Source organism: Pseudomonas sp. rhizo66 (assembly GCF_031931925.1).
Taxonomy (GTDB): domain Bacteria; phylum Pseudomonadota; class Gammaproteobacteria; order Pseudomonadales; family Pseudomonadaceae; genus Aquipseudomonas.
On record NZ_JAUJWZ010000033.1, the window covers coordinates 1 to 23,420 of the forward strand.

Genomic DNA, 23,420 nt, shown 5'->3' on the forward strand with positions numbered 1-23,420 from the left:
CTCTTTCGGATCCCTGCAAATTCACGTCTACTGTCCACCGCTCCAACCACACTCAAGGACTGAATGTGACCACCCCGCGCAACACCCACCTGATCGTCACCGCCCGACTGATCTCCGATTTCGGCGCCTTCCTCAACATGGTTGCGCTGGCCACCTACGTCTACCTGCTGAGCAACAGCGCCATGAGCGTCGGGATTTTTCTCGCCAGCCGTGTCGGCGGGGGGATTTTTGCCAGTCTGATCGGCACCGCGTTATACCGCCGCTGCAGTGGCCGCGCACCGCTGATCGCGTTCGATCTGCTGCGCGCCAGCGTGCTGGGGTTGTTGCTGATTGTGCCTGTCAGCCAGCAGGCCTTGCTGTTGCCGGTGATCGCCTTCGGTCTGGGCCTGGGCAATTCAATGTTCGCCATCGGCCTCAACAGCCAGTTGCCGCGTTTGATCCCCGCCGATCAATTGCTCAAGGCCAACGCCTGGATCACCTCCGCCTCATCCACCGCGATGGTCGGCGGCAGTCTGGTTTCAGGTTTGCTGGTGGCGGGGTTTGGCTTTGAAACGGTGTTCGCGCTGAATGCGCTGACCTACCTGCTCGCGGCGTTGTTGATTGTGCCGCTGCGGTTCGCCCCCGCGACCGTCAACAACGAACCCGAACGCGGCGAATGGATAGCACTCAAGCAAGGCCTGCGTGCTGCACCGGTGATTGCCGCGATGCTTGCGGTCACCATGGCCGACACCTTGGGCAGCGCCGCGCACAACGTCGGCTTTCCGATCATCTCCAAACTGCTTACGCCGGAGTCGGCGAGCACCACGCTGGGGCTGATGCTCGCGGTGTGGGCCAGCGGCAAGCTGCTGGGCGCGCGAGTCGCCAGCCGTCTCAACGGCTCGGACAACATCCATCTGGAGCGACGATTTTTCTTCGGCGTGGCGTTGATGTCTTGCGGCTTTATCCTGATGTTCCAGCAACACAGCCTCTATGGTCTGTTGCTGTTTTCCTTGCCGGCGGGGCTGGGCGACGGCTTTTCCGAAGTGGGGCTGATGTCGCGTCTGCAGCGTGAGCCCGAGCAATTGCGTCTGCCGATTTTCAGCGTGCTGACTTTGCTGCAAATGACCGGATTCGGCATCGGCATGCTGATTGCTGCGCCGTTCTACGCGTGGTGGGCGCCGGGTGCCGTGGTTATGCTGTTCCACGGCATTCCGCTCAGTACGTTGTTGCTGATCAAAGTGCTTGCGCTCAAGCGCGGGCGGGTTGCACGCAGCAGCCCGACGCCAGTTCCTTGAGGATCGGGCAGTCCGGGCGATGGTCGCCGTTGCAGTGCTCGACCAGGTCTTGCAGGGTGTCGCGCAGTTCACCGAGTTCGCGGATCTTCTGGTTCAACTCGTCGATGTGCTGGCGGGCCAAGGCTTTGACATCGGCGCTGGCCCGTTGGCGATCCTGCCAGAGGGTCAGCAGTTTGCCGACCTCTTCCAGCGAAAAGCCCAGGTCCCGCGAGCGCTTGATGAAAGCCAGGGTGTGCAGGTCGTCGTCACCGTAGACCCGGTAACCGCTGTCGGTGCGATGAGCCGCTTTGAGCAAACCGATCGACTCGTAATAGCGGATCATTTTCGCGCTCAGGCCACTGTGTCTGGCCGCTTGGCCGATGTTCATCGGTGTTCCTCCAGGTCCTTGGGTTTCCAGGTTTTCAACAGTAGCGCATTGCTCACCACGCTGACGCTCGACAACGCCATCGCCGCACCGGCCAGCACCGGATTAAGGAAGCCGAAGGCTGCCAGTGGAATGCCGATCAGGTTATAGACGAAGGCCCAGAACAGGTTCTGACGGATCTTCGCGTAGGTCTTGCGGCTGATCTCCAGCGCCGCCGGTACCAGCCGTGGATCGCCGCGCATCAGGGTAATGCCCGCCGCGTGCATGGCCACGTCGGTGCCGCCGCCCATGGCGATACCGATGTCGGCAGCGGCGAGGGCCGGGGCGTCGTTGATGCCGTCACCGACCATGGCGACCACGCCGGTTTTTTTCAGCTCGGTGACGGTCGCGGCTTTGTCCGCCGGCAGCACTTCGGCGTGGACATTGCTGATGCCCAAAGCCTCGGCGACGACGCGCGCGCTGCCACGGTTGTCGCCGGTCAGCAGATGGCTGTGGATATTCCGGGCGCAGAGCTGTTGCACCGCTTCCAGCGCACCGGGTTTCAAGGTGTCGCCGAAGGCGAACAAACCGAGCACTCTCGGCTCCGGACTTTGTTCGATTAACCACGACAGGGTGCGGCCCTCGGCCTCCCATGCCAGGGCGGATTCGCTCAGGTTGCCCGCGCTCAAACCACTTTCTTCGAGCATCCGCCGATTGCCCAGCGCCAGACGCCGGCCTTCAAGACTGCCGGCAATGCCGCGACCGGTCAGCGATTGACTGTCGCTGACATCCGCCACGTGCAGGCCTCGTTCGGCGGCGGCATCCAGCACCGCTTTGGCCAACGGATGTTCACTGCCGCGTTGCAGCGCGCCGGCCAGTTTCAGCAGCGCGTCTTCATCGCCATTCACTGCACGAAAATGGGCGATACGCGGCGTGCCGGAGGTCAGCGTGCCGGTCTTGTCGAACACCACGCTGCTGACTTCATGGGCGCGTTCCAGGGCTTCGGCATCCTTGATCAAAATCCCGTGACGCGCCGCTACGCCGGTGCCGGCCATGATCGCCGTCGGCGTGGCAAGCCCCAGTGCACACGGGCAGGCGATGACCAGCACCGCGACGGCATTGATCAGCGCCGTTTCCATTGGTGCGCCGTAGAGCCACCAGCCGATCAGTGTCGCCAACGCGATCAGCAACACGGTTGGCACGAAGATCTGGCTGACTTTATCCACGAGTTTCTGGATCGGTGCTTTCGCGGCTTGAGCGTCCTCAACCAGACGAATAATCCGCGCCAGCACGGTCTCGGCGCCGAGCGCCTGAGTACGCACCAGCAAGCGCCCTTCACCGTTGATCGCGCCGCCGGTGACCTTGTCCCCCGGTTGCTTCGGCACCGGCAGGCTTTCGCCGCTGATCAGTGCTTCATCGGCGTGGCTCTGGCCGTCGATGACTTCACCGTCGACCGGAAAGCGTTCGCCGGGTTTGACCAGCACCAGATCGTTGAGGCGCAAGGCGCTGATGGCGACATCCTGCTCGCGGCCGTCGATCACTTGAATCGCCCGCTCCGGACGCAAGGCTTCCAGCGCGCGGATGGCGCTGGCGGTCTGACGTTTGGCGCGGCTCTCCAGATATTTGCCGAGCAGCACCAAGGCAATGACCACCGCCGACGCCTCGAAATACAGATGCGGCATGCGCCCGACAGCGGTGGCCCATTCGTAAAGACTCAGGCCGTAACCGGCGCTGGTGCCGAGGGCGACCAGCAAGTCCATGTTGCCGGCGCCAGCGCGCACGGCCTTCCACGCCGCCACATAAAAGCGTGCACCGAAAATGAACTGCACGGGAGTGGCAAGGGCGAATTGCGCCCAGGCCGGGAGCATCCAGTGGATGCCGAACGGTTGCAGCAACATCGGCGCCACCAACGGCAGAGCCAGGGCGATGGCGCAGATCAGCGCCCAGCGCTCATGCTTGAGTTTGTGCTGCTGGTGATCGGTTTGGGGTTGTTCGGCTTGCCAGACGCTGGCCGAATAGCCGGCCTTGCTCACGGCGTCGAGCAGGGCTTGCGGGTCGACCTGACCGAGCAATTCGAGGTGCGCGCGCTCGTTGGCCAGGTTGACGCTGACGCTTTTCACCCCGTGGACTTTGTTCAGGGCACGTTCGACGCGACCGACGCAGGAGGCGCAGGTCATGCCGTCAATGTTCAGTTCGAGGGTCTGCTGCGGCACGCTGTACCCGGCGCGTTCAACCGCCTCCATCAAGGCCGGCAGGCTGTCGCCCGGCGCCTGTACGCGGGCCTGCTCGGTGGCGAGGTTGACGCTGACGGCACTGGCGCCGCTGACTTTGCTCAAGGCCCGCTCGACACGGCCGGCGCAACTGGCGCAGGTCATGCCGGCAATCGGCAGATCGAACGTGATGGAATCGGACATCGGTCGTACTCCCTGTAGTAGATGCCTACAAGGATCAACCTTGCCATGCGGGCAAGGTCAAGCGCAAAAGATCGCAGCCTTCGGCAGCTCCTACATTGGAATGCAATCCCTGTAGGAGCTGCCGAAGGCTGCGATCTTTTGGCTAGCGCTCAATAGCCGAGATCGGCGCGCTTCAGGTACATGCCTTCCTGTGTCATCGCGATCCGGTACTTCTGCACATCGCCCGCTTGCAGTTTTATTTCCTGGGAGCCCGGTGCGAGCAGGCCTGGATTGCAACCGGGAACTTGCCCCGGCAGCAGTTTCAGACGCAGCGATACAGTGCCCGGTGGCAGGTTGAAAGACGTGCTCTGTTCCTGAAACAGGCGCGCCGACAGCTGATCCTGGATATACACACCGATTTCGCAGGAGGTTGCCACTTCCAGGCGCTCGCGGGAAATGATCAGAACGCCGTAATCCTCGCCGACAGCTTGTACTTGAGGAACGGCGGCAAAGAGGCTGAGAAAGCCAAACAGGCTGAAAGCTGACCAGCGCATGGCTGAATCTCCTGAATCGAGTCATTGATGTACGCAGCTTGGCCGAGCGCGGCGCCGATTGCCAGCCCGGCAGGTTATTCAAGAACTTGACCTTGCCATCGTGGCAAGCTCGACACTGCCGGCAACCTCACTCAAAGGAGTCATTCCATGCAAGTGTTCAACGTTCAAGGCATGTCCTGCGGTCACTGCGTCAAAGCCATCACCAACGCCGTGCAGGCCAGGGATCCGGCAGCCAGCGTGCGCGTCGATCTGGCGGCGAAAGAGGTTGGTGTCGAAAGTGCGCTGAGCGCCGAGCAAGTGATCGCAGCCATCAGCGAAGAAGGCTATGCCGTCAAACTGGCCTCATAGAAGCAAAAGATCGTCCGACGCGGCCCGAACCTTCGTCAGTTCCCACAGCAGACGTATTCCAACGCAGGAGCTGCCGAAGGCTGCGATCTTTTGCTGTTTTTATAGTTAGCGAGCTATCGGAATGTTCAAGGCGTTCGGGCGCGGCTAGACTGTCGGGCTGCTGACTTGCCAACCTGGATGCCTGATGAACTTCCGTACCATTCTGATTCTCGGTGCCTTGACCGCTTTCGGGCCCTTGGCGATCGACTTCTATTTACCTGCCTTCCCCTCGATGGCGCTGGCGTTCGGCACCGACGAGAAACACGTGCAGATGACGCTGGCGGCGTATTTTGCTGGCCTGTCCATCGGCCAACTGGCTTATGGGCCGGTGGCGGATCGCTTTGGCCGACGTATCCCGTTGCTCGTCGGGCTTACGCTGTTCACCCTGGCCTCTCTGGCCTGCGCTTATGCGCCAAACCTCGAATGGCTGATCGGTGCGCGTTTCGTCCAGGCCTTGGGCGGCTGTGCGGGGATGGTGATTTCCCGGGCGGTGGTCAGCGACAAGTGCGACGCGGTAGGCTCGGCGAAAGTCTTTTCACAATTGATGCTGGTGATGGGTCTGGCGCCGATTCTGGCGCCGATGCTCGGCGGTCTGCTGGTCAACACCACAGGCTGGCAGTCGATCTTCCTGGTGTTGACCGGGTTCAGTGCCCTGGCTGGATTGGCCGTGGCGCTGGGCCTGCCGGAAAGTATGCCGGCGCACATGCCGCGTCAGCCGTTGTCCGGCGCACTGCGTCAGTACGGGCGCTTGCTCAAGGACCGGGTTTACCTCGGCCATGCCCTGACCGGTGGCATCGCCATCGCCGGGATGTTCGCTTACATCGCCGGCTCGCCGTTTATCTTCATCAAGTTGTATGGCGTGCCGGCCGAACATTTCGGCTGGCTGTTCGGCACCAACGCGGCGGGCTTCATTCTGGTCGCGCAGGTCAATGCGCGCTTGTTGGCCAAGCGTGGACCGGCGTTTCTGCTGTCGCGGGCGGTGTGGGTGTATTTCGCCGCCGGGCTGACGTTGCTCACGGTCAGCGCGATGCATACCGAATCCTTGTGGCCGCTGCTGATTCCGCTGTTCATTTGCGTGTCGAGCCTGGGTTGCATCAGCCCCAACGCCGCCGCTTGCGCAATGAACGGGCAGGGCGCACGGGCCGGCAGTGCTTCGGCGCTGCTCGGCTGCATGCAATTCAGCGTCGCTGCCGGGGCATCGGCGCTGGTGGGCGTGTTGCATGACGGCACCGCCGTGCCGATGGCCACGGTCATCAGCCTGTGCGGTTTGCTGGTGGTGTGCGTGGCGCTGCTCACCCGCCGTCTGCAGAATGCCCGTGCACTGGCACAAGCTCAGGCCGAGGCGTAAAAACCCTCAGCCGGCGGCGCGCTGCTGGCTGCGGTCGGGAATCTGATGGGGCGCGCAAAGTCGCGCTTCGAGGGTGCGGGTGAAGGCCAAGGCTTCGGCTTCACTGCGGAATGTCACGGCGTGTTGGTCCAGACGAACCTGCCATTGAGACTTTGCCACTTCTTTTATCAGGATCTTCATTGCTGACCTCCCTTGCGTAAAAGATGTATCGCAGAGGCTTCGATTGTAGACCTGAATACGATCGCAATTGTGACAACGGTCAAGCATCTGACTGACGGCAAAAAACCTCCGGCAGCCCCTGTAGGAGCTGCCGAAGGCTGCGATCTTTTGATCTTAGAAACCTTCTAAAACAATTTTCCCCTTGGCTTTGCCACTTTCCAGCAACTCATGGGCGCGGCGCAGGTTCGCCGCATTGATCGTGCCGAAATGCTCGCCCACCGTTGTCTTCAACGTTCCGGCATCAATCAGCTGCGCCACGCGGTTGAGCAGTTTGTGCTGCTCGATCATGTCCGGCGTCTCGAACAGCGAGCGGGTGTACATGAACTCCCAGTGCAACGACAGGCTTTTGCGCTTGAGCTTGCTCACGTCCAGCGACTTTGGATCGTCGATCAACGCCAGTTTGCCTTGCGGTGCCAGTGCCTCGACCAATTGATCCAGGTGCTGATCGGTCTGGGTCAGGCTGGCGACGTGAGTCACGCTGTCGATCCCGGCGCGCTTGAGTTCTTCGCTCAGCGGCTGGCTGTGATCGATGACCAGATCAGCGCCCAGCGCTTTGACCCAGTCGCGGGTCTGCTCGCGGGATGCAGTGCCGACGACTTTAAGACCGGTCAGTTGCTTGGCCAGTTGCGTGAGGATCGAGCCAACCCCGCCGGCCGCACCGACGATCAGCAAGCTCTGGTCTTCTTGGGCTTTGCCTTCGCGAATCTGCAAACGTTCGAACAGCAATTCCCACGCGGTGATCGCGGTCAGCGGCAGTGCCGCGGCTTCGGCAAAACCGAGGGATTTCGGCATATGACCGACGATGCGCTCATCCACCACGTGCAGCTCACTGTTGCCGCCGGCACGGGCGATGGAACCGGCGTAGAAAACCTTGTCGCCGGCCTTGAACAATGTCACGTCGCTGCCAACAGCCTTGACCACACCGGCAACGTCCCAGCCCAGCACTTTCGCCGCGCCGTTTTCCGGTGCCACGTTCTGCCGCACTTTGGTGTCGACCGGGTTGACCGAGATGGCTTTGACTTCCACCAGTATGTCGCGCGGGCCGGCGACCGGTTCTGGCAGTTCGATGTCTTGCAGGGATTTGGCGTCGCTGATCGGCAGGGAAGCGTAATAGGCGATGGCTTTCATGAATGGCTCCGTACAGATAATAGAAGAAGGAATCAGGCAATCGCGCCGAGGCGCTTGAGCTGGAAGTGTTCGATGGCGTGGCCAGCCGTTGCCTGGAAATGCTGGAAGTGCGCGCTGGCGTTGTGCGCCTCAAGAATCGCTTCGCTGGCCCAGTGTTCGATCACATAAAACACCTGCGGGTCGGCGAGGTCGCGGTGCAAGTCGTATTGGCTGCAACCGTCTTCGGCGCGGCTCGGTTCAACCAGGGCGCGCAGGCCCTGTTCGAGAAGATCCTGTTGGCCGGGTTTGGCGATCAGGGTGGCGATTGCGGTGAAGGGCTGGGACATGCTCGGCTCCAGAGAAGCGGGATGAATGCGATGGAGCGATAATTAGCTATTTCTCTGCGAGATAAAACCGGCTAAAAGAGCAGTCTCTTTCAATATTTTTTTGATAATCGAGGCTGAGCATGCTGCGTTTCGATGACTTGCAGTTGTTTGTCCGGGCGGCGGATCTGGGCAGTCTGTCGGCGGCAGCGCGGGTAATGGACATGTCGGCGGCCGTGGCCAGTGCGGCGTTGAAACGCATCGAACAGCAACTCGGCGCACGTTTGCTCGCGCGTTCGACCCGCAGTTTGCGCCTGACGGCCGAAGGCGAAGGCTTTCTTGAATACGCACGGGCGGCGCTGAGCAACCTCGATGAAGGCCGGCGCTTGTTGGCCAGCGGCCAGGATCAGGTCAGTGGTGTGCTGCAGTTGTCGGCGCCTTCGGACTTTGGCCGCAACCTTCTGTTGCCTTGGCTCGACGAGTTCCAGCGCGAGCACCCGAAACTGACCGTGCGCTTGCTGCTCGGCGACCGCATCGCTGACCTGTTCCGCCAACCCGTGGACATCGCCTTGCGTTACGGCGAGCCGGAAGACTCCAGTCTGATCGCCTTGCCCATCGCACCGCACAACCGTCGCGTGCTGTGCGCGTCCCCGGCATACCTGGCTCGACACGGCGAACCGCGTCAGCTCGAACAACTGGCCCAGCACAACTGCCTGCTGTACATGCTCGGCAGCCGGGTGCATGACCATTGGAGTTTTCACGACGGCAAACGCGAAGTCGGCCTGACCGTCAGTGGCGATCGATTCAGTGATGACGCCGATGTCGTGCGTCTGTGGGCGGTGGCCGGCGCCGGGATTGCCTACAAGTCGTGGCTGGACGTGGGCGCCGATGTGCTCGCCGGGCGTCTCAAAGTGCTGCTGCCGGAGTTGCTTTGTGAGCGCGCACCGCTGAATTTGTTGTGCGCCCATCGCGCCCAATTGAGTAAGCCGGTGAACCTTCTGAGGGAAATGCTCGCCAGCCGATGCGCTGAATTGAGTAGTCAATTTCCCGTTTTTTCGGAAGTTGATCATTAGTCGCAGGTAAATAGAGAAATTTCTGTCAGGAACAATCACCACCTGCGCAGGCCCCGGCGCAGGACGCGCGGGCTAACCCGCTTATACTAGCGCCCGCCTCACGCCAGCACCGACACCCCGGACCGGAGACCCTTGCACCGCGTCGCCAGTCTTCGAGTGACGGTCGCGCAACTGCTGCGGGTTCTGTGCCGGAGCAGGCTGCGTCAGTGGCTTGCCTCGCCCCGGTTCATGGCGATTTTCGCGTCTTGGCCGATGCCTCATTAGCGGCCAAGATGTCTCCGAGCAGTAGACGATACGATTCAACAGGGAGTGAACACATGGAACATGCACCTTGCATCAGCCAGATCGCCACGTTGCTGGCCGACCCCAAGCGCAGCGCGATGATGTGGGCGTTGATGGATGGCTCGGCCCGGCAAACCGAGGAGCTTGCGCTACTGGCAGGGCTGTCGCCGTCGTCGGCCAGTGCGCATCTGGCGCGGCTATCCACGGGTGGTCTGTTGAAGGTCGAAGTCCGTGGTCGCAAACGCTTTTTCCGTCTTGCGGCACCGGAGGTCGGCGCTGCGATAGAAGCGTTGGCCAGCGCCACCATCGCCAGTGCTCCACGGGAAATCCCCGAGGTCTTCAAACGCAGCACCCCCATGGCCAAACCGCAAAACGCGCCGTCCTCGTTGTTGCGCGCGCGTTTTTGCGATGACCACCTCGGCGGTACGCTGGCGGCGGACCTGTATCAGCGCCTGCTCGATGCCGGCTGGATCGAACAGCTTGAGCAACGCGTCGTGGTGACCCACAAGGGCGCAAAATTGCTGGCCGGGCGTGGTGTGTTCATTCAGGCGCTGGCCCATCGCAATGTTCAGGTGGCGTGCGCTTGCCCGGACTGGAGCGAGCGTCGGCCGCACATGGGCGGCTCACTCGGTGCGGCGTTGTTGCAGTTGTTCATGCAATCCGGCTGGTTGACGCTGCCCAACGACTCAAGAGCCTTGCAATTGACGGCCACCGGTCAACGGGAACTGCACCGCTTCGCCAAGGAGACCGAGCTGGAAATGGCGTTGTAGAGCATTTCGCAATCGACGTCTGGAACTGCGTCAGCGCTTCTGGCGTCGCCTACGACTGCGAACAGGTCGCATCCAGCACGAGCCCGGTGTCGCTATCAAGCACACTCGATCCGGGGATATTTTTCGGATGGGGGAGGCGGCATGGACACTCACGGCTACAGCGCAGCAGAACGTCTGGAACGACTGCCGATCAGCGGTTATCACCGGATCATTTTCATCATCATCGCTCTGGCGTTTTTCTTCGACTCCATGGATCTGGCGATGATGACCTTCCTGCTCGGCTCGATCAAAGCCGAGTTCGGCCTGAGCAGCGCGCAAGCGGGGTTGCTCGCCAGTTCGAGCTTTTTCGGCATGGTGCTGGGGGCGTCGCTGTCCGGCATGCTCGCCGATCGCTTCGGGCGCAAACCGGTGTTTCAGTGGAGCATCGTGCTGTGGGGGGTGGCCAGTTATCTGTGCTCGACAGCGCAAACGGTCGAGACGCTGACGCTGTTTCGCATCCTGCTGGGGATTGGCATGGGCATGGAGTTTCCGATTGCCCAATCGATGCTCTCCGAGCTGATTCCGGCGCAACGCCGCGGACGTTACATCGCGCTGATGGACGGCTTCTGGCCGCTGGGTTTCGTGGCGGCCGGTGTGCTGTCTTACTTTCTGTTGCCGCTGATTGGCTGGCGCGACATCTTTCTGGTGTTGGCGGTGCCAGCGGTGTTTGTGCTGGCGATCAGGTTTTTCATTCCCGAGTCACCGCGCTGGCTGGAACAGGCCGGAAAGCATGAGGCGGCAGACAAGGTGTTGAACGGCATCGAGGCGCGGGTGCGTTCGTCGCTCGGCGGTGCGGCGTTGCCGGAGCCGCTGCGCTTGCCGCGCACCGTCACGCCGCCGGGCAATTTCTTTGCGGCGCTCAAACAGATCTGGTCGCCGCAGTATCGCCAGCGCACGACGATGCTCTGGAGTCTGTGGTTCTTCGCGCTGCTCGGCTTTTACGGGCTGACGTCGTGGCTCAGTGCGCTGTTGCAACAGTCGGGTTTCGCGGTGACGCAATCGGTGTATTACACGGTGCTGATTTCCCTGGGCGGGATTCCCGGGTTTCTCATGGCCGCGTGGCTGGTCGAGCGCTGGGGGCGCAAACCGGTGTGCATCGTGACGTTGCTCGGCGGCGGCGTGATGGCGTTTCTGTATGGGCAGAGCGCGGTGTTTGGCGGCAACGTGGCGCTGCTGATCGGCACCGGGTTGCTGATGCAGTTTTTCCTGTTCGGCATGTGGGCGGTGCTCTACACCTACACGCCGGAGCTGTATCCGACGTCGGCGCGCGCGACTGGCTCGGGCTTCGCCTCGGCGATTGGCCGTGTGGGTTCGCTGCTCGGACCGTTGGTGACCGGACTGGTGTTCCCGATTACCGGGCAGGGCGGGGTGTTTGCGCTGGGCGCGGCATGTTTTGCGATCGCGGCGGGGGTGGTGTGGCTGTTCGGGATGGAGACGCGGGGGAAAACCCTGGAAGAGCTGACTGAAGCCCGAATCCCAGGCTAAACAAAGAACCCACTGTGGGAGCGAGCCTCGCGAAAGCGGAGTGTCATTAACCGAAAATGTTAACTGACACGCCCTCTTCGCGAGCAGGCTCGCACACATGGGTACTTCGGTGTTGCTTATGGTTTTACCAGGCGCGCATCCAGGCTGTTCTGCGCCAGGCGTTTGGCCTGATCCTGGGTCATACCCAAGTGCTCGTGCAGCGCGTAGAAGTTCTCGGTCACGTAACCACCGAAGTACGCCGGGTCATCGGAGTTCACGGTGACCTTCACGCCACGCTCGAGCATGTCGAGAATGTTGTGCTGGGACATGTGATCGAACACGCAAAGCTTGGTGTTCGACAACGGGCACACGGTCAGCGGAATCTGCTCGTCGATGATCCGCTGCATCAGGCGCTCGTCTTCGATGGCGCGCACGCCATGGTCGATGCGCTGGATTTTCAGCAGGTCGATGGCTTCCCAGATGTACTCCGGCGGGCCTTCTTCGCCAGCGTGGGCCACGGTCAGGAAGCCTTCGTGACGGGCACGGTCAAACACGCGCTGGAACTTGCTCGGCGGGTGGCCCATCTCGGAGCTGTCGAGGCCGACAGCGACAAACGCATCACGGAACGGTAGCGCCTGATCGAGGGTTTTTTCGGCTTCTTCTTCACTGAGGTGGCGCAGGAAGCTGAGGATCAAACCGCTGGTGATGCCCAGTTGCTGCTCGCCATCCTTGAGTGCCGCGGCGATGCCGTTGAGCACCACTTCGAACGGAATACCGCGGTCGGTGTGGGTCTGCGGGTCGAAGAACGGTTCGGTGTGAATCACGTTCTGCGCTTTGCAGCGCAACAGGTAGGCCCAGGTCAGGTCGTAGAAGTCCTGCGAGGTGCGCAGCACGTCGGCGCCCTGGTAATACAGGTCGAGGAATTCCTGCAGGTTGTTGAAGGCGTAAGCCTTGCGCAGGGTTTCCACATCGCTCCATGGCAGGGCGATCTTGTTGCGCTCGGCCAGGGCGAACAGCAGCTCAGGCTCCAGCGAGCCCTCCAGGTGCAGGTGCAGTTCAGCCTTGGGCAAGGCGTTGAGCCAGTCGTACATATTCTTTTCTCATCAGGTGCAATGACGGCATTCTACAGATGCTCGCCGAAACAATTGGCAAAACCTGACCAAGCGATCCATCACACGGCTTCTTGCTCGCGGCGATAGGCGTAGGTATCGGCGAAGCGTGAAAGCAGGAATTCGGCGCAGGTGGTGGTCGGATATTTCGCGGGATGCTGTGCGTCCTGACATCCCGGCAGGCATTCGATGCGCGTGTCCGGGTGCGGTTCGGCAAAGAACGGCATCGAGTAGCGATCCACGCCGAGCGGGCTGATCACCCGGTGCGGGGTCGAGCGATAACGGTCGTTGCTCCAGCGTGCCATCATGTCGCCGAGATTGACCACGAAGGTGCCGTCGATGGGCGGCGCGTCGATCCATTCGCCGCGCACGTTCCTGACCTGCAAGCCCCCGGCGCTGTCCTGATAGAGCAGGGTGATGCAGCCGTAATCGGTGTGCGCGCCGGCACCTTGCTGCTCGGCGCAGCTGGCGGTGTGGCGCGGAGGGTAATGGATCATGCGCAGGACGCTGACCGGATCAACGAAGCGGCTGTCGAAAAAGTCGCGTTCGATGTTCAGCGCGAGGGTCATCGCCCGCAGCAGGGTTTGTGCGAGGGCCTGCATGTCGAGGTAATGCTGCTCCATCAATTCGGCCCAGCCGGTTTGCGCGGGATGCCGGTTCGGCCCGCGCAACGGTTTTTCCGCGACCACGTCGGGATGGTTGGCCGGCAAGTGCAGGCCCATGTCGAAGGTCTCTTTCAGATCGCTGGGTTTGCTCGGGTCGAGTTGCTCGGTGGCGATGGCGCCGTAGCCGCGATGGTGACGGGTTTGAGTGATGTCGATCTTGAGTTTTTCTGCTGCGGGTTGCGCAAAAAAACGCTGAGTCTGACCAAGCACCGCGTCGATGCGTTGCGCCGAAATCGGGTGACCCTTGATGTAGAAAAAGCCCCACTCGCGGCAGGCGTGGTCGATTTGTTCGGCCACCGCAGGCCAGGCGTTTTCGTCGTCGCTATAGAGCGGGCTGATATCAATGATCGGAAGACTGTTCATGCACGGGTCCTGAAGAAACGCAGACTGGAGAACACTGAAGAACTCTGTGGGAGCTGGCTTGCCAGCGATGAGGCCATCAAATTCAACATCAATGTTGCCTGTCAGACCGCTATCGCTGGCAAGCCAGCTCCCACAGGGTCGGTGTGTTTTGCGGAGGATTACTTCGGCATCTCGGCCTTCATGCCTTCCACGTAATAGTTCATCGACGCCAGTTGCGCATTGGTCGCGCTTACGCCTGCGGGAATTTTATCGACCCCGGCCTGATCCTTGATCGGCCCGGTAAACGGCTGGAACGTACCGCTCTTGATGTCGGCAATGATCTGCTCGGCCTCGGCTTTCACCGGCGCCGGCACCAGGTCGCTGATCGGCAGTTCAACCGTGCCTTCCTTCAAGCCGCCCCAGTAATCCTGAGGTTTCCAGCTGTGATCGATCACGCTCTGCGTCGCCTGAATGTAGTGCGGCGCCCAGTCGTTGACGATCGAGGTCAGCACCGCTTTCGGCCCGAAGTGGGCCATGTCCGAGGCGTAACCCACCGCGTACACGCCACGACGTTCGGCGGCTTGAATCGGCGCCGGGCTGTCGGTGTGCTGGAACACCACGTCGACGCCCTGATCGATCAGCGCGTTGGCCGCGTCGGCTTCCTTGCCCGGATCGAACCAGGAGTTGACCCACACCACTTTGATCTCGGTGCCGGGATTGTACTTGTTCAGGGCCAGTTGGATGGCGTTGATGTCGCGGATCACTTCCGGAATCGGGAACGAAGCGACATAGCCGATCTTCTTGGTCTTGGTCATCTTCGCCGCGAGGAAACCGCCGACGTAACGCCCCTCGTACGTGCGCGCCAGATAGGTGCCGAGGTTCTTGTCCTGTTTGTAGCCGGTGGCGTGCTCGAAGGTCACCTTGGGAAACTGCTTGGCGACTTTGACGGTGGGGTTCATATAGCCGAAGGAGGTGGTGAAGATCAGGTCGTATTTGTCCTTGGCCATGTTGCGGATCACCCGCTCGGCGTCGGCGCCCTCGGCGACGTTCTCGACGTAGTTGGTGGTGATCTGGTTGCCGAATTTCTCCGCGAGTGCCTTGCGCCCCTGCTCATGCTGATACGTCCAGCCGTGGTCACCGATCGGGCCGATGTAGACGAAACCGACCTTCAGCGGATCGGCAGCGCTGGCGCTCAGACTGATCCCCAGACCGAAGGCGGCGCACAGCAGTTTGTGCAGCGGACGTATTTGCATGAACTCGAACTCCATTTTGTTGTGTGTGGTCAGGGTCAATGCAAATTGCTGACCAACAGGACAAAAAAGCAAAAGATCGCAGCCTTCGGCAGCTCCTACATTGGATCGGCGTACTCACTGAGCTGCCGAAGGCTGCGATCTTTTCGGCGCTGGAACCAACGCAGTGCAACTCGGCGAATTCACGCCATCGGCTGGTGCGCTAAGGTGTAACGAAACGTTAGCGCCGCTCCGCAGTCAGTAGCTCATTCGCTCTCTTCGGCAAAAGGCCCGCCATGCTCACAATCCTCAAGCAAGAAAGCTTTCTGCTGCTGGCAGTCATCGCCGCGTGCGTCGCCTATCCGCTGGAACACTGGCTGCTGCACAGCGGCCAGATCGTCGCGCTGCTCGGCGGTCTGGTGCTGATCGCCTTCATCGTCGCCGCTTCGATGCGCGTCGCCCATCACGCCGAATTGCTCGCCGAAAAGGTCGGCGACCCTTACGGCACGATGATCCTCACGCTCGCCGCCGTACTGGTCGAAGTGGTGATTCTGGCGATCATGATGAGCAACGAAGCGTCGCCCACGCTGGTGCGCGACACGATCTATTCCGCCGTGATGCTCGACATCAACGGCATCCTCGGCCTCGCCGCGCTGATGGGCGGGATCAAGCACGGCGAACAGTCGTACAACGACGATTCGGCGCGCAGTTACAGCGTGATGATCCTCACCGCCATGGGCGTGTCGATGGTGGTGCCGGAGTTTATTCCCGAGGCCAACTGGAAGATTTATTCGGCGTTCACCATCGGTGCGATGGTGTTGCTGTATGCGCTGTTCCTGCGCATGCAGGTCGGCCCGCACAGTTACTTTTTCAGCTACAGCTACCCGGACAAACGCCGCAAGAAAGAACCGCAGGACGCTCAGGCAAAAGCACCGAGCATCGGTCTGTCGATCGGCATTCTGGTGTTTGGCATTGTGGTGATCGGCGCACTGGCCGAAGTGATGTCGAAGACCCTCGATCTGGGCCTGGAAGGTACGGGCGCGCCGCCGGTGATTACGGCGATTCTGGTGGCGGCAATTTCTGCAGCGCCGGAGATTCTTACCGCATTACGCGCGGCACTGGCCAACCGCATGCAGTCGGTGGTCAACATTGCGATGGGCGCGTCATTGTCGACGGTGATTCTGACGGTGCCGGTGATGGAGGCGATGGCGCTGTACACCGGCCAGCCGTTTCAGATGGCGATGACACCGGTGCAGACGGTGATGATCTTCATCACGCTGATCGTTAGCGCGATCAACTTGAATGACGGCGAGACCAATGCCATCGAAGGCATGACGCACTTTGTGCTGTTTGCGACGTTCATCATGTTGTCCCTGCTTGGCCTTTAAGCTCAGCCGAACCCCCTGTAGGAGCTGCCGAAGGCTGCGATCTGTTGATCTTGCTTCTAGAAAAACAGATCAAAAGATCGCAGCCTTCGGCAGCTCCTACAGAGGTCTGTCGTTGTATCAGGTACCTGCGATCAACTGGCGTGCCGCCTGGCTGTGATCGGCGATCAGGCCTTTCAAATCAAGGCCTTCGACCTGGCCGTCAACGACGCGCCACTGGCCACCAATCATCACCCGATCCGCACGATCCGCGCCGCACAACAGCAACGCCGAAATCGGATCATGGCTACCGGAGAAGCGCAGCTCATCAAGCTTGAACAACGCCAGATCCGCCTGCTTGCCCACCGCAATCTCACCAATATCGGTACGCCCCAACAGACTCGCCGAACCCTTGGTCGCCCAGCCCAGTACGCGTTCCGGGGTGATCTTCTCGGCGCCGTAACGCAGGCGCTGGATATACAGCGCCTGACGCGCTTCGAGAATCATGTTCGACGCATCATTGGACGCCGAACCGTCCACGCCCAGACCAAACAGCGCACCCGCGTCAGTCAGATCGATACTCGGGCAGATGCCCGAGGCCAGGCGCATGTTGGAACTCGGGCAATGGCAGATACCGGTACCCGCCTGACCGAGACGGGCGATTTCGTCCGGGTTGAAGTGGATGCCGTGGGCCAGCCAGGTGCGCGGGCCAAGCCAGCCGACGCTGTCGAGATAATCGACGGTGCGCAGGCCGAAACGCTGCAGGCAGAAATCTTCTTCATCGAGGGTCTCAGCCAAGTGCGTGTGCAGACGCACGTCGAGCTTGTTCGCCAGCTCAGCACTGGCCGACATGATTTCCGGGGTTACCGAGAACGGCGAGCACGGCGCCAGGGCGATCTGGATCTGCGCGCCATCGCCACGCTCGTGGTACTCGTGAATCAGGCGCTGACTGTCGTCGAGAATCACCTGGCCTTCCTGCACGGTCTGCTGCGGTGGCAGGCCGCCGTCCTTCTCGCCGAGGCTCATCGAACCACGGGTCAGCATGGCGCGCATGCCCAGTTCGCGCACGGTTTCGACTTGCACGTCGATGGCGTTTTCCAGGCCGTCCGGGAACAGGTAGTGATGGTCGGCTGCGGTGGTGCAGCCCGACAACAGCAACTCGGCCAAAGCGACTTTGCTGGCGAGCGCGAGTTTTTCCGGCGTCAGGCGCGCCCACACCGGGTACAGGGTTTTCAGCCACGGGAACAACGGCTGATTGACCACCGGCGCCCAGGCGCGGGTCAGGGTTTGATAGAAGTGATGGTGAGTGTTGATCAGGCCCGGCAGGATCACATGCTCGCGGGCATCGAACACTGCATTGCACGGTGCCGACGGCTGTTGGCCGGCCGCGAGGACTTCGACGATGACACCGTCTTGCACAACAAGACCGCCACGGGCGTCGAGCTCGTTGGAGGTGAAAATGGCGAGGGGATTTTTTAACCAGGTACGGGTCGCGGGCATGTTGCCGGCTCCTCTGAAAATAGGGTTCAGGGTTGCCAGCTCAGTGATGCCCTGTCTGCTGATCCAGGGTCGCCGCGGGGACGAGGTGCGCAGTTTCAAACAAAACGCTGCATCGGGCAAGCCCAACCCGACCGGACAACAACGCCCAAATACACAACCCCTGTAGGAGCTGCCGAAGGCTGCGATCTTTTGATTTTGTTTTTAAGAGCAAAAGATCGCAGCCTTCGGCAGCTCCTACAGGGGGAGGCGGGGTTACCAGGGAATGGTTTCACCCTTGTAGTTGATGAAGTGATGCCCACCCTTGCCGGTGTACGCATTCACCTGATCAAGCAGCCCACGGGTGCTGGTGTCCACGTCTAGATCAGCACCTTCACCGCCCATATCGGTCTTCACCCAACCCGGATGCAGCGACAACACCGTCATCTTCTGCTCGCCCAATTGCGTGACAAAACTGTTGGTCATCGAATTCAGCGCAGCCTTGCTCGCCTTGTACAGCGCCAGTTCCGGCGCGTCCGGCACGGTCACGCTGCCCAGCCCGGAACTCATGAACGCCAGCACACCGCTGCCGTCACGAATCTGTCCGGCAAAACGCTGAGCCAGATTGATCGGCGCCACCGCGTTAGTGAAAAACAGCTGACCGACTTCGGCGAGCGTCGCGCCGCCCGGGGTCTGATCTGCCGGGCCTTTGACCCCGGCGTTGACGAACAGCAGGTCAAACATTTCGCCCTTGAGCTGCTGACTCAGGGCGATCACCGCTTGCTGGTCGTCCATGTCGAGCTTCTCGATCCGCACCTTGCCCAGCGCTTGCAGCGCCTCGGCGTTTTGCGGATTGCGCACGGTGGCGGTGACTTGCCAGCCGTCGGCCAGCAGGGTTTTCACCAGACCGAGGCCCAGGCCCCGGGAGGCGCCGATGATCAGTGCGTTTTTTGCAGACATGATGGGCTTCCTTGATGAATGAGGATCACGGATTCAATGGACAGGCCTGACCGAGGCGAAGTTGCAACTCCTGCCGCAGCGTGTCGAGTTCGCGCATACGGGTTTCGATCAGTTGCAGCTTGTCGCGCAGCAACTGCGCCACGGCGTTGTCCGGTTTGGGGGCGTTCCACAGCGCGGCAACGCTGTCACTGATTTCGCCGAGGGTAAATCCCAGGCGTTGCGCCGTTTTGATGTAGAGCACCAGTTGCACCATCTCCGGCGGATAGTCGCGATAACCGTTGGCACTGCGTTGCGCCGCAATCAACCCGCGCTGCTCGTAGAAGCGCAGAGTGTCACGGCTGACGGCGCAGGCCTGGGCTAATTCACCGATGCGCATAATGTTTCTCAAAAGGTCTATTGACCCTGGAGCATACTCCAGGCTTTACCGTGGTTGCTCCTCAAATTTCTGGAGCATGGATGATGTGGACTTCAACGCAATATCGCAATGTGGTGCTTGGCAGTGCCTGGTATGACCTGATCGTCACGGTGGCGTTTGCAACGCCGTGGAGTTTTGCCGCTTTGCATGGATTTTTGACCGCACTGAATTTGCCCGGCGAGCTGCCGGCGTTTCAGCCTATGCATATGTTGATGGCGAATCTGCTGGGTTCGGTGGTGTGCGTTTGGGCGGTGCTGCGGATTCGCGATCCGCAGGCGCTTTATGGACGGTATGACGCGGTGGGGCGGTTTCTGTTTGCGGCTTGGCAGGCGTATGCCTTGTTGCATGGCGGCAGTTCGATTCTGATTGTTTTCCTGGTCTTCGAACTGGCGTGGGGCATTGCTCAGGTGTTGCCTGTCAGGGCCTCATCGCTGGCAAGCCAGCTCCCACAGTGTTCGTGTCGTGCACAAAGTTTGTGATCATCACTGAACCTGTGGGAGCTGGCTTGCCAGCGATGGGGCCATTGAAATCAACGCACTAATGCCCTGCCTGCCACGGCTGCCCCAACGACACCGGCGCATACAATCTTGTGCGCAACGCATCCCGCGATAACAACACCAGCACGACAATCGTCGCCACGTACGGCAGCATCGCCAGCAGGCTCGACGGAATCGCCAGCCCCAACCCCTGCGCCACCAGGTGCAGGATGCTGGCGAGGCCAAACAAGTAAGCCCCAAGCAACAAGCGCCACACTCGCCAACTGGCGAACACCACCAGCGCCAGCGCGATCCAGCCGCGCCCGGCGGTCATGTTTTCCGCCCACATCGGTGTGTACGCCAGCGACAGATAAGCCCCGGCCAACCCGGCCATCGCCCCGCCAAACAGCACTGCCAGCGTGCGCACGGTCAACACCGGCAAACCCATCGCACTGGCCGCGTCCGGGTTCTCGCCGACCGCTTGAATGATCAGCCCGACACGACTTTTGATGATCACCCACGCCACCAGCGCAAACAGCGCGAACGACAGGTACACCAGCAGATCCTGGGCAAACAGCATCCGCCCGATCAGAGGAATTTCACTCAGATAAGGAATCGCCAACGGCTCAAACCCGGCCAATGGTTTACCGACCCAAGCCGCGCCAACAAAGGTCGACAGTCCGACACCAAAAATCGTCAGCGCCAACCCGGTCGCCACCTGGTTGGCGTTGAACACCAACGCCACCAGCGCAAACAGCGACGACAACAACATCCCGGCCAGCATCGCCAGCAACACGCCAAGCCACAGGTTGCCGCTGTTGAGCGCGACGATAAAACCGATCACCGCACCAAACAGCATCATCCCTTCCTGTCCGAGGTTGAGCACGCCGCTCTTCTCGCAGATCAGTTCACCCAACGCCACCAGCAACAACGGCGTGCCGCAACGCACCATGGCGTAGAAAATATTGCTCAACAGATCGATATCCATCACAGCGCTCCGGCGGTTACGGCAGTGGTCGAAGTGCGCTTCACCCAACGCAGGTTCAGGCGAGGCCGATAGAGGATCAGCACGTCACAGGCGAGCAGGAAAAACAGCATCATTCCCTGAAACAACTGGGTGATCGCTTGCGGCAGATTCAGGCTCATTTGCGCGCTCTCGCCACCGATGTACAGCAACGCCATCAGCAGGCTGGAGAACAGAATCCCGAGCGGATTCAGTCGCCCAAGAAACGCCACGGTGATTGCCGCATAGCCGTAACCCGGTGACACCTGCGGCACCAACTGGCCAATCGGCCCGGTGACTTCGCAGACGCCGGCCAGCCCCGCCAGCCCGCCGCTGATCAACAGCGCCAGCCAGATCAAACGCTTCTCACGAAAGCCGACAAATCCCGCCGCGCGCTTGTCCAGCCCAAGCACTTTGATCTGGAAACCGACAAAGCTTTTCTGCAACAACACCCATACCGCGACCAATGCGAGCAGGGCGAAATACACCCCGGCATGCACGCGGCCATCCTCCATCAACAACGGCAAACGGCTGGCGTCGCCGAACATCGCCGACTCGGGAAAGTTGAACCCGGCCGGGTCCTTCAACGGCCCGTGGACGCAGAACAGCAGCAAATTCAGGGCGATGTAATTGAGCATGATGCTGGTAAGGATTTCGTTGGCATTGAAGCGCGTGCGCAACCACGCCGTCAGCCCGGCCCACGCCGCGCCGGCGAGGGTGCCGGTGAGCAGGATCAACACCAGCGCCCAACGGCTTTGCATATCGATAATGTTTACCGCCAAGGCACTGCCGGCGAGGGCGCCGAGGAGCAGTTGACCTTCGGCGCCGATGTTCCAGATTCGCGCCTGATACGCCACCGCCAGACCGAGTGCGCAGAGCAGAATCGGCAGCGCCTTGACCAACAATTCTGAGACGCCATACACATCGCTGACCGGTGCGATCAGCAGCGTGTGCAATGTTTGCAGCGGGTCATGCCCGAGGGCGATGAATAGCAGCGAGCCGCAGCCAAGCGTCAGCGCCGCTGCCAACAACGGCGAGCACCACAGCATCAGGCGCGATTGCTGGCCACGGGGTTCGAGGGAAAGCAGCATGTGTATAACTCCGTTAAACCGTGGCGGCTGAAGGGGCGTGGTCGAACTGGCCGGCCATCCAGCCGCCAACGTCGCTGAGTTGGGTATCGGTGGTGTTGTGCAGCGCCGACAAACGTCCACCGCACAGCGCGCCGAGGCGGTCGCTAATCTGGAACAGCTCATCGAGGTCTTCGGAAATCACCAGAATCGCCGCGCCGGCATCGCGCAACGCGATCAACGCACGGTGAATGGTCGCGGCGGCGCCGACGTCGACGCCCCAGGTCGGGTGCGCGGCGATCAGCAATTTCGGTTGCTGAAGGATTTCCCGACCAAGGATGAATTTCTGCAGATTGCCGCCGGACAGACTGCGCGCGGCGGTTTGCGTGTCCGGAGTTTTCACGCCGAAGCGTTGAATGATCTGTTGGGCGAGGGCTTCGACTTTGCCGCGAACGATCAAACCGTTGCTGATCAGGCCTTGCTGGAAAGCGGTGAGGAGGGCGTTGTCAGCCAGACTCAACTCCGGCACCGCGCCGTGACCGAGGCGTTCGGCGGGGACGAACGCCAAGCCCAGTTTGCGCCGGGCATCCGGGCGCAAGTCGGCAACGTTCTGCGCCGCGAAGCGAATGGTCGCGGCCTCGGCGCGCGGCAAGGTGTGTTCGCCACTGAGCAGAGCGAGCAACTCATCCTGACCATTGCCCGCCACCCCGGCGATGCCGACGATTTCACCGCTGAGCACTTGCACATCAATGTCAGTCAGCGAGCAGCCGAACGGATCCGGGTTGTGCCAACTCAAGCCCTTCACCTGCAAAAACGCCGCGCCGCCGCTGACCTTCGGATAATCACCAATCAACGCTGCCGCTTCGCCAACCATCAACTGCGCCAATTGTTGATCCGAGCATTCGGCCGGCACGCAATGCCCGGCCACGCGCCCGCCGCGTAATACCGTGGCGCTGTGACACAACGCGCGTACTTCAGCGAGTTTGTGGCTGATAAACAGAATGCTGCAGCCCTCGGCGGCGAGGCGGCGCAGGGTGATGAACAATTCATCGGCCTCTTGCGGCGTCAGCACCGAAGTCGGTTCATCGAGAATCAGTAAGCGAATGTCCTGCATCAGGCAGCGAACGATCTCCACCCGTTGCCGTTCGCCGATCGACAGGCTGTGGACAAGTCGCTCCGGCTCCAGCGCCATGCCGTAACGGCGTGAGACTTCACGAATCTTCGGCTCCAGTTGTTTCGGCGTGCCGGCTGCGGCGCCCATCGCCAAGGCAATGTTCTGCGCCACGCTGAGGGTCTCGAACAGCGAGAAATGCTGGAACACCATGCCGATCCCCAACTGCCGCGCCTGGGCCGGGTTGCGGATATTCACCGGCTGACCTTGCCAGAGCATCTCGCCGGAATCAGCTTGGGTGACGCCGTAGATAATCTTCATCAAGGTGCTTTTGCCGGCACCGTTTTCACCGAGCAGGGCATGGATTTCCCCTGGCGCAATGCTCAGGTCAATGGCGTCATTGGCCAGACAACCGGGGTAGCGTTTGCTGATATGGCGCAATTGCAGGCGCGGGATGGAAGTGGCGATTGGCATGACAGGCTCGACTTGCTTTGGAGTTGTGCCTGTGGATAAAGCAATTTCCTGGCCATTGAGTCAGGAACGGGAGCGGGCCGCGTGTGCGAGCACCTGGTGCAGAGCATTCAAAGTGAAATCGTATTGTTGTCCGGCACCAATTCAGAGCAAAGC

At 61.0% G+C, this 23,420-nt stretch carries 23 protein-coding genes; 8 read left to right on the forward strand and 15 right to left on the reverse strand.

The features are described 5' to 3' along the window. Positions 1–65: 65 nt before the first annotated feature. Positions 66–1,274 (forward strand): MFS transporter, encoded by a 1,209-nt coding sequence (locus QZR14_RS27095; RefSeq protein WP_311998229.1) that lies wholly within the window; start codon positions 66–68, stop codon positions 1,272–1,274. Here the strand turns inward: QZR14_RS27095 and cueR are convergent. From cueR to QZR14_RS27110, 3 genes are all read right to left on the reverse strand, one after another. Further along, positions 1,228–1,641, reverse strand: a complete 414-nt coding sequence (gene cueR, locus QZR14_RS27100) for a Cu(I)-responsive transcriptional regulator (RefSeq protein WP_123448499.1) — start codon at positions 1,639–1,641, stop codon at positions 1,228–1,230. The two genes, QZR14_RS27095 and cueR, sit on opposite strands and share 47 nt — an antisense overlap. After that, positions 1,638–4,031 carry a heavy metal translocating P-type ATPase gene (locus QZR14_RS27105; protein ID WP_311998218.1) on the reverse strand — a complete coding sequence of 798 codons (2,394 nt, stop codon included), beginning with the start codon at positions 4,029–4,031 and terminating at the stop codon, positions 1,638–1,640. The genes cueR and QZR14_RS27105 overlap by 4 nt, the downstream gene beginning before the upstream one ends. 149 nt (positions 4,032–4,180) lie before the next feature. After that, entirely contained in the window at positions 4,181–4,564 is a 384-nt protein-coding gene (locus QZR14_RS27110) for a hypothetical protein (protein ID WP_123448501.1), read from the reverse strand. 147 nt (positions 4,565–4,711) lie between these two features. Between QZR14_RS27110 and QZR14_RS27115 the strand changes: the two genes are divergently transcribed. Together QZR14_RS27115 and QZR14_RS27120 are read left to right on the forward strand one after the other, a co-directional pair. Next, entirely contained in the window at positions 4,712–4,912 is a 201-nt protein-coding gene (locus QZR14_RS27115; protein ID WP_250603054.1) for a cation transporter, read from the forward strand. 184 nt (positions 4,913–5,096) lie between these two features. Further along, entirely contained in the window at positions 5,097–6,299 is a 1,203-nt protein-coding gene (locus QZR14_RS27120) for a multidrug effflux MFS transporter (RefSeq protein WP_311998219.1), read from the forward strand. 6 nt (positions 6,300–6,305) lie between these two features. Here QZR14_RS27120 and QZR14_RS27125 read toward each other — a convergent pair whose 3' ends face one another. From QZR14_RS27125 to QZR14_RS27135, 3 genes are all read right to left on the reverse strand, one after another. Then, positions 6,306–6,479 carry a hypothetical protein gene (locus QZR14_RS27125; RefSeq protein WP_007914687.1) on the reverse strand — a complete coding sequence of 58 codons (174 nt, stop codon included), beginning with the start codon at positions 6,477–6,479 and terminating at the stop codon, positions 6,306–6,308. Positions 6,480–6,632: 153 nt separating this feature from the next. Beyond that, positions 6,633–7,646 (reverse strand): zinc-binding alcohol dehydrogenase family protein, encoded by a 1,014-nt coding sequence (locus tag QZR14_RS27130; RefSeq protein ID WP_311998220.1) that lies wholly within the window; start codon positions 7,644–7,646, stop codon positions 6,633–6,635. A 32-nt stretch (positions 7,647–7,678) separates the two neighbouring features. Beyond that, a complete protein-coding gene (locus QZR14_RS27135) occupies positions 7,679–7,972 on the reverse strand; it encodes a putative quinol monooxygenase (protein WP_095122020.1) in 294 nt (97 codons plus the stop codon). A 119-nt stretch (positions 7,973–8,091) separates the two neighbouring features. On the opposite strand from QZR14_RS27135, the gene QZR14_RS27140 reads away from it, so the two are divergent. The 3 genes from QZR14_RS27140 (at position 8,092) to QZR14_RS27150 (ending at position 11,597) form a co-directional block, all read left to right on the forward strand. Next, positions 8,092–9,021: a LysR family transcriptional regulator gene (locus tag QZR14_RS27140; protein ID WP_250603057.1), complete on the forward strand. Its 930-nt coding sequence runs from the start codon at positions 8,092–8,094 to the stop codon at positions 9,019–9,021. A gap of 317 nt (positions 9,022–9,338) precedes the next feature. Next, the gene (locus QZR14_RS27145; RefSeq protein WP_311998221.1) at positions 9,339–10,073 is read left to right on the forward strand and encodes an ArsR/SmtB family transcription factor; all 735 of its coding nucleotides are present in this window, start codon (positions 9,339–9,341) and stop codon (positions 10,071–10,073) included. A 141-nt stretch (positions 10,074–10,214) separates the two neighbouring features. Further along, a complete protein-coding gene (locus QZR14_RS27150) occupies positions 10,215–11,597 on the forward strand; it encodes an MFS transporter (RefSeq protein WP_250603059.1) in 1,383 nt (460 codons plus the stop codon). Between the two features lie 116 nt (positions 11,598–11,713). Here QZR14_RS27150 and QZR14_RS27155 read toward each other — a convergent pair whose 3' ends face one another. The 3 genes from QZR14_RS27155 to QZR14_RS27165 all read right to left on the reverse strand — a co-directional run bounded on the left by QZR14_RS27155 (position 11,714) and on the right by QZR14_RS27165 (position 14,945). Beyond that, the gene (locus QZR14_RS27155) at positions 11,714–12,667 is read right to left on the reverse strand and encodes an adenosine deaminase (RefSeq protein ID WP_095047396.1); all 954 of its coding nucleotides are present in this window, start codon (positions 12,665–12,667) and stop codon (positions 11,714–11,716) included. 80 nt (positions 12,668–12,747) lie between these two features. Further along, complete coding sequence (locus QZR14_RS27160; protein WP_311998222.1) at positions 12,748–13,713, reverse strand: 2-oxoglutarate and iron-dependent oxygenase domain-containing protein; 966 nt, start codon at positions 13,711–13,713, stop codon at positions 12,748–12,750. Between the two features lie 158 nt (positions 13,714–13,871). Then, entirely contained in the window at positions 13,872–14,945 is a 1,074-nt protein-coding gene (locus QZR14_RS27165; protein WP_311998223.1) for a BMP family ABC transporter substrate-binding protein, read from the reverse strand. A gap of 272 nt (positions 14,946–15,217) precedes the next feature. Here QZR14_RS27165 and QZR14_RS27170 point away from each other — a divergent pair, with 272 nt between their 5' ends. Then, positions 15,218–16,309, forward strand: coding sequence for a calcium:proton antiporter (locus QZR14_RS27170; RefSeq protein ID WP_311998224.1), 1,092 nt, complete (start codon positions 15,218–15,220; stop codon positions 16,307–16,309). Positions 16,310–16,426: 117 nt separating this feature from the next. On the opposite strand, the gene QZR14_RS27175 is transcribed toward QZR14_RS27170, so the two are convergent. The 3 genes from QZR14_RS27175 to QZR14_RS27185 all read right to left on the reverse strand — a co-directional run bounded on the left by QZR14_RS27175 (position 16,427) and on the right by QZR14_RS27185 (position 19,097). Then, entirely contained in the window at positions 16,427–17,785 is a 1,359-nt protein-coding gene (locus tag QZR14_RS27175) for an 8-oxoguanine deaminase (protein ID WP_311998225.1), read from the reverse strand. Between the two features lie 252 nt (positions 17,786–18,037). Further along, positions 18,038–18,724 (reverse strand): SDR family oxidoreductase, encoded by a 687-nt coding sequence (locus QZR14_RS27180; protein WP_311998230.1) that lies wholly within the window; start codon positions 18,722–18,724, stop codon positions 18,038–18,040. Positions 18,725–18,746: 22 nt separating this feature from the next. Beyond that, the gene (locus tag QZR14_RS27185) at positions 18,747–19,097 is read right to left on the reverse strand and encodes a MerR family transcriptional regulator (protein WP_250603068.1); all 351 of its coding nucleotides are present in this window, start codon (positions 19,095–19,097) and stop codon (positions 18,747–18,749) included. 83 nt (positions 19,098–19,180) lie between these two features. Here QZR14_RS27185 and QZR14_RS27190 point away from each other — a divergent pair, with 83 nt between their 5' ends. Continuing rightward, a complete protein-coding gene (locus tag QZR14_RS27190) occupies positions 19,181–19,615 on the forward strand; it encodes a hypothetical protein (protein ID WP_311998231.1) in 435 nt (144 codons plus the stop codon). 58 nt (positions 19,616–19,673) lie between these two features. Here the strand turns inward: QZR14_RS27190 and QZR14_RS27195 are convergent, their stop codons facing one another. Genes QZR14_RS27195 through QZR14_RS27205 form a run of 3 tightly spaced genes read right to left on the reverse strand, consistent with a single transcriptional unit; the run spans position 19,674 to position 23,267 of the window. Continuing rightward, on the reverse strand, positions 19,674–20,600 hold the full coding sequence (locus QZR14_RS27195) for an ABC transporter permease (RefSeq protein WP_064118442.1): 927 nt from the start codon (positions 20,598–20,600) through the stop codon (positions 19,674–19,676). Next, the gene (locus QZR14_RS27200) at positions 20,600–21,706 is read right to left on the reverse strand and encodes an ABC transporter permease (RefSeq protein WP_311998226.1); all 1,107 of its coding nucleotides are present in this window, start codon (positions 21,704–21,706) and stop codon (positions 20,600–20,602) included. Before QZR14_RS27200 ends, QZR14_RS27195 begins: the two co-directional genes overlap by 1 nt. A gap of 13 nt (positions 21,707–21,719) precedes the next feature. After that, positions 21,720–23,267 (reverse strand): ABC transporter ATP-binding protein, encoded by a 1,548-nt coding sequence (locus QZR14_RS27205; RefSeq protein ID WP_311998227.1) that lies wholly within the window; start codon positions 23,265–23,267, stop codon positions 21,720–21,722. Positions 23,268–23,420 lie beyond the last annotated feature (153 nt).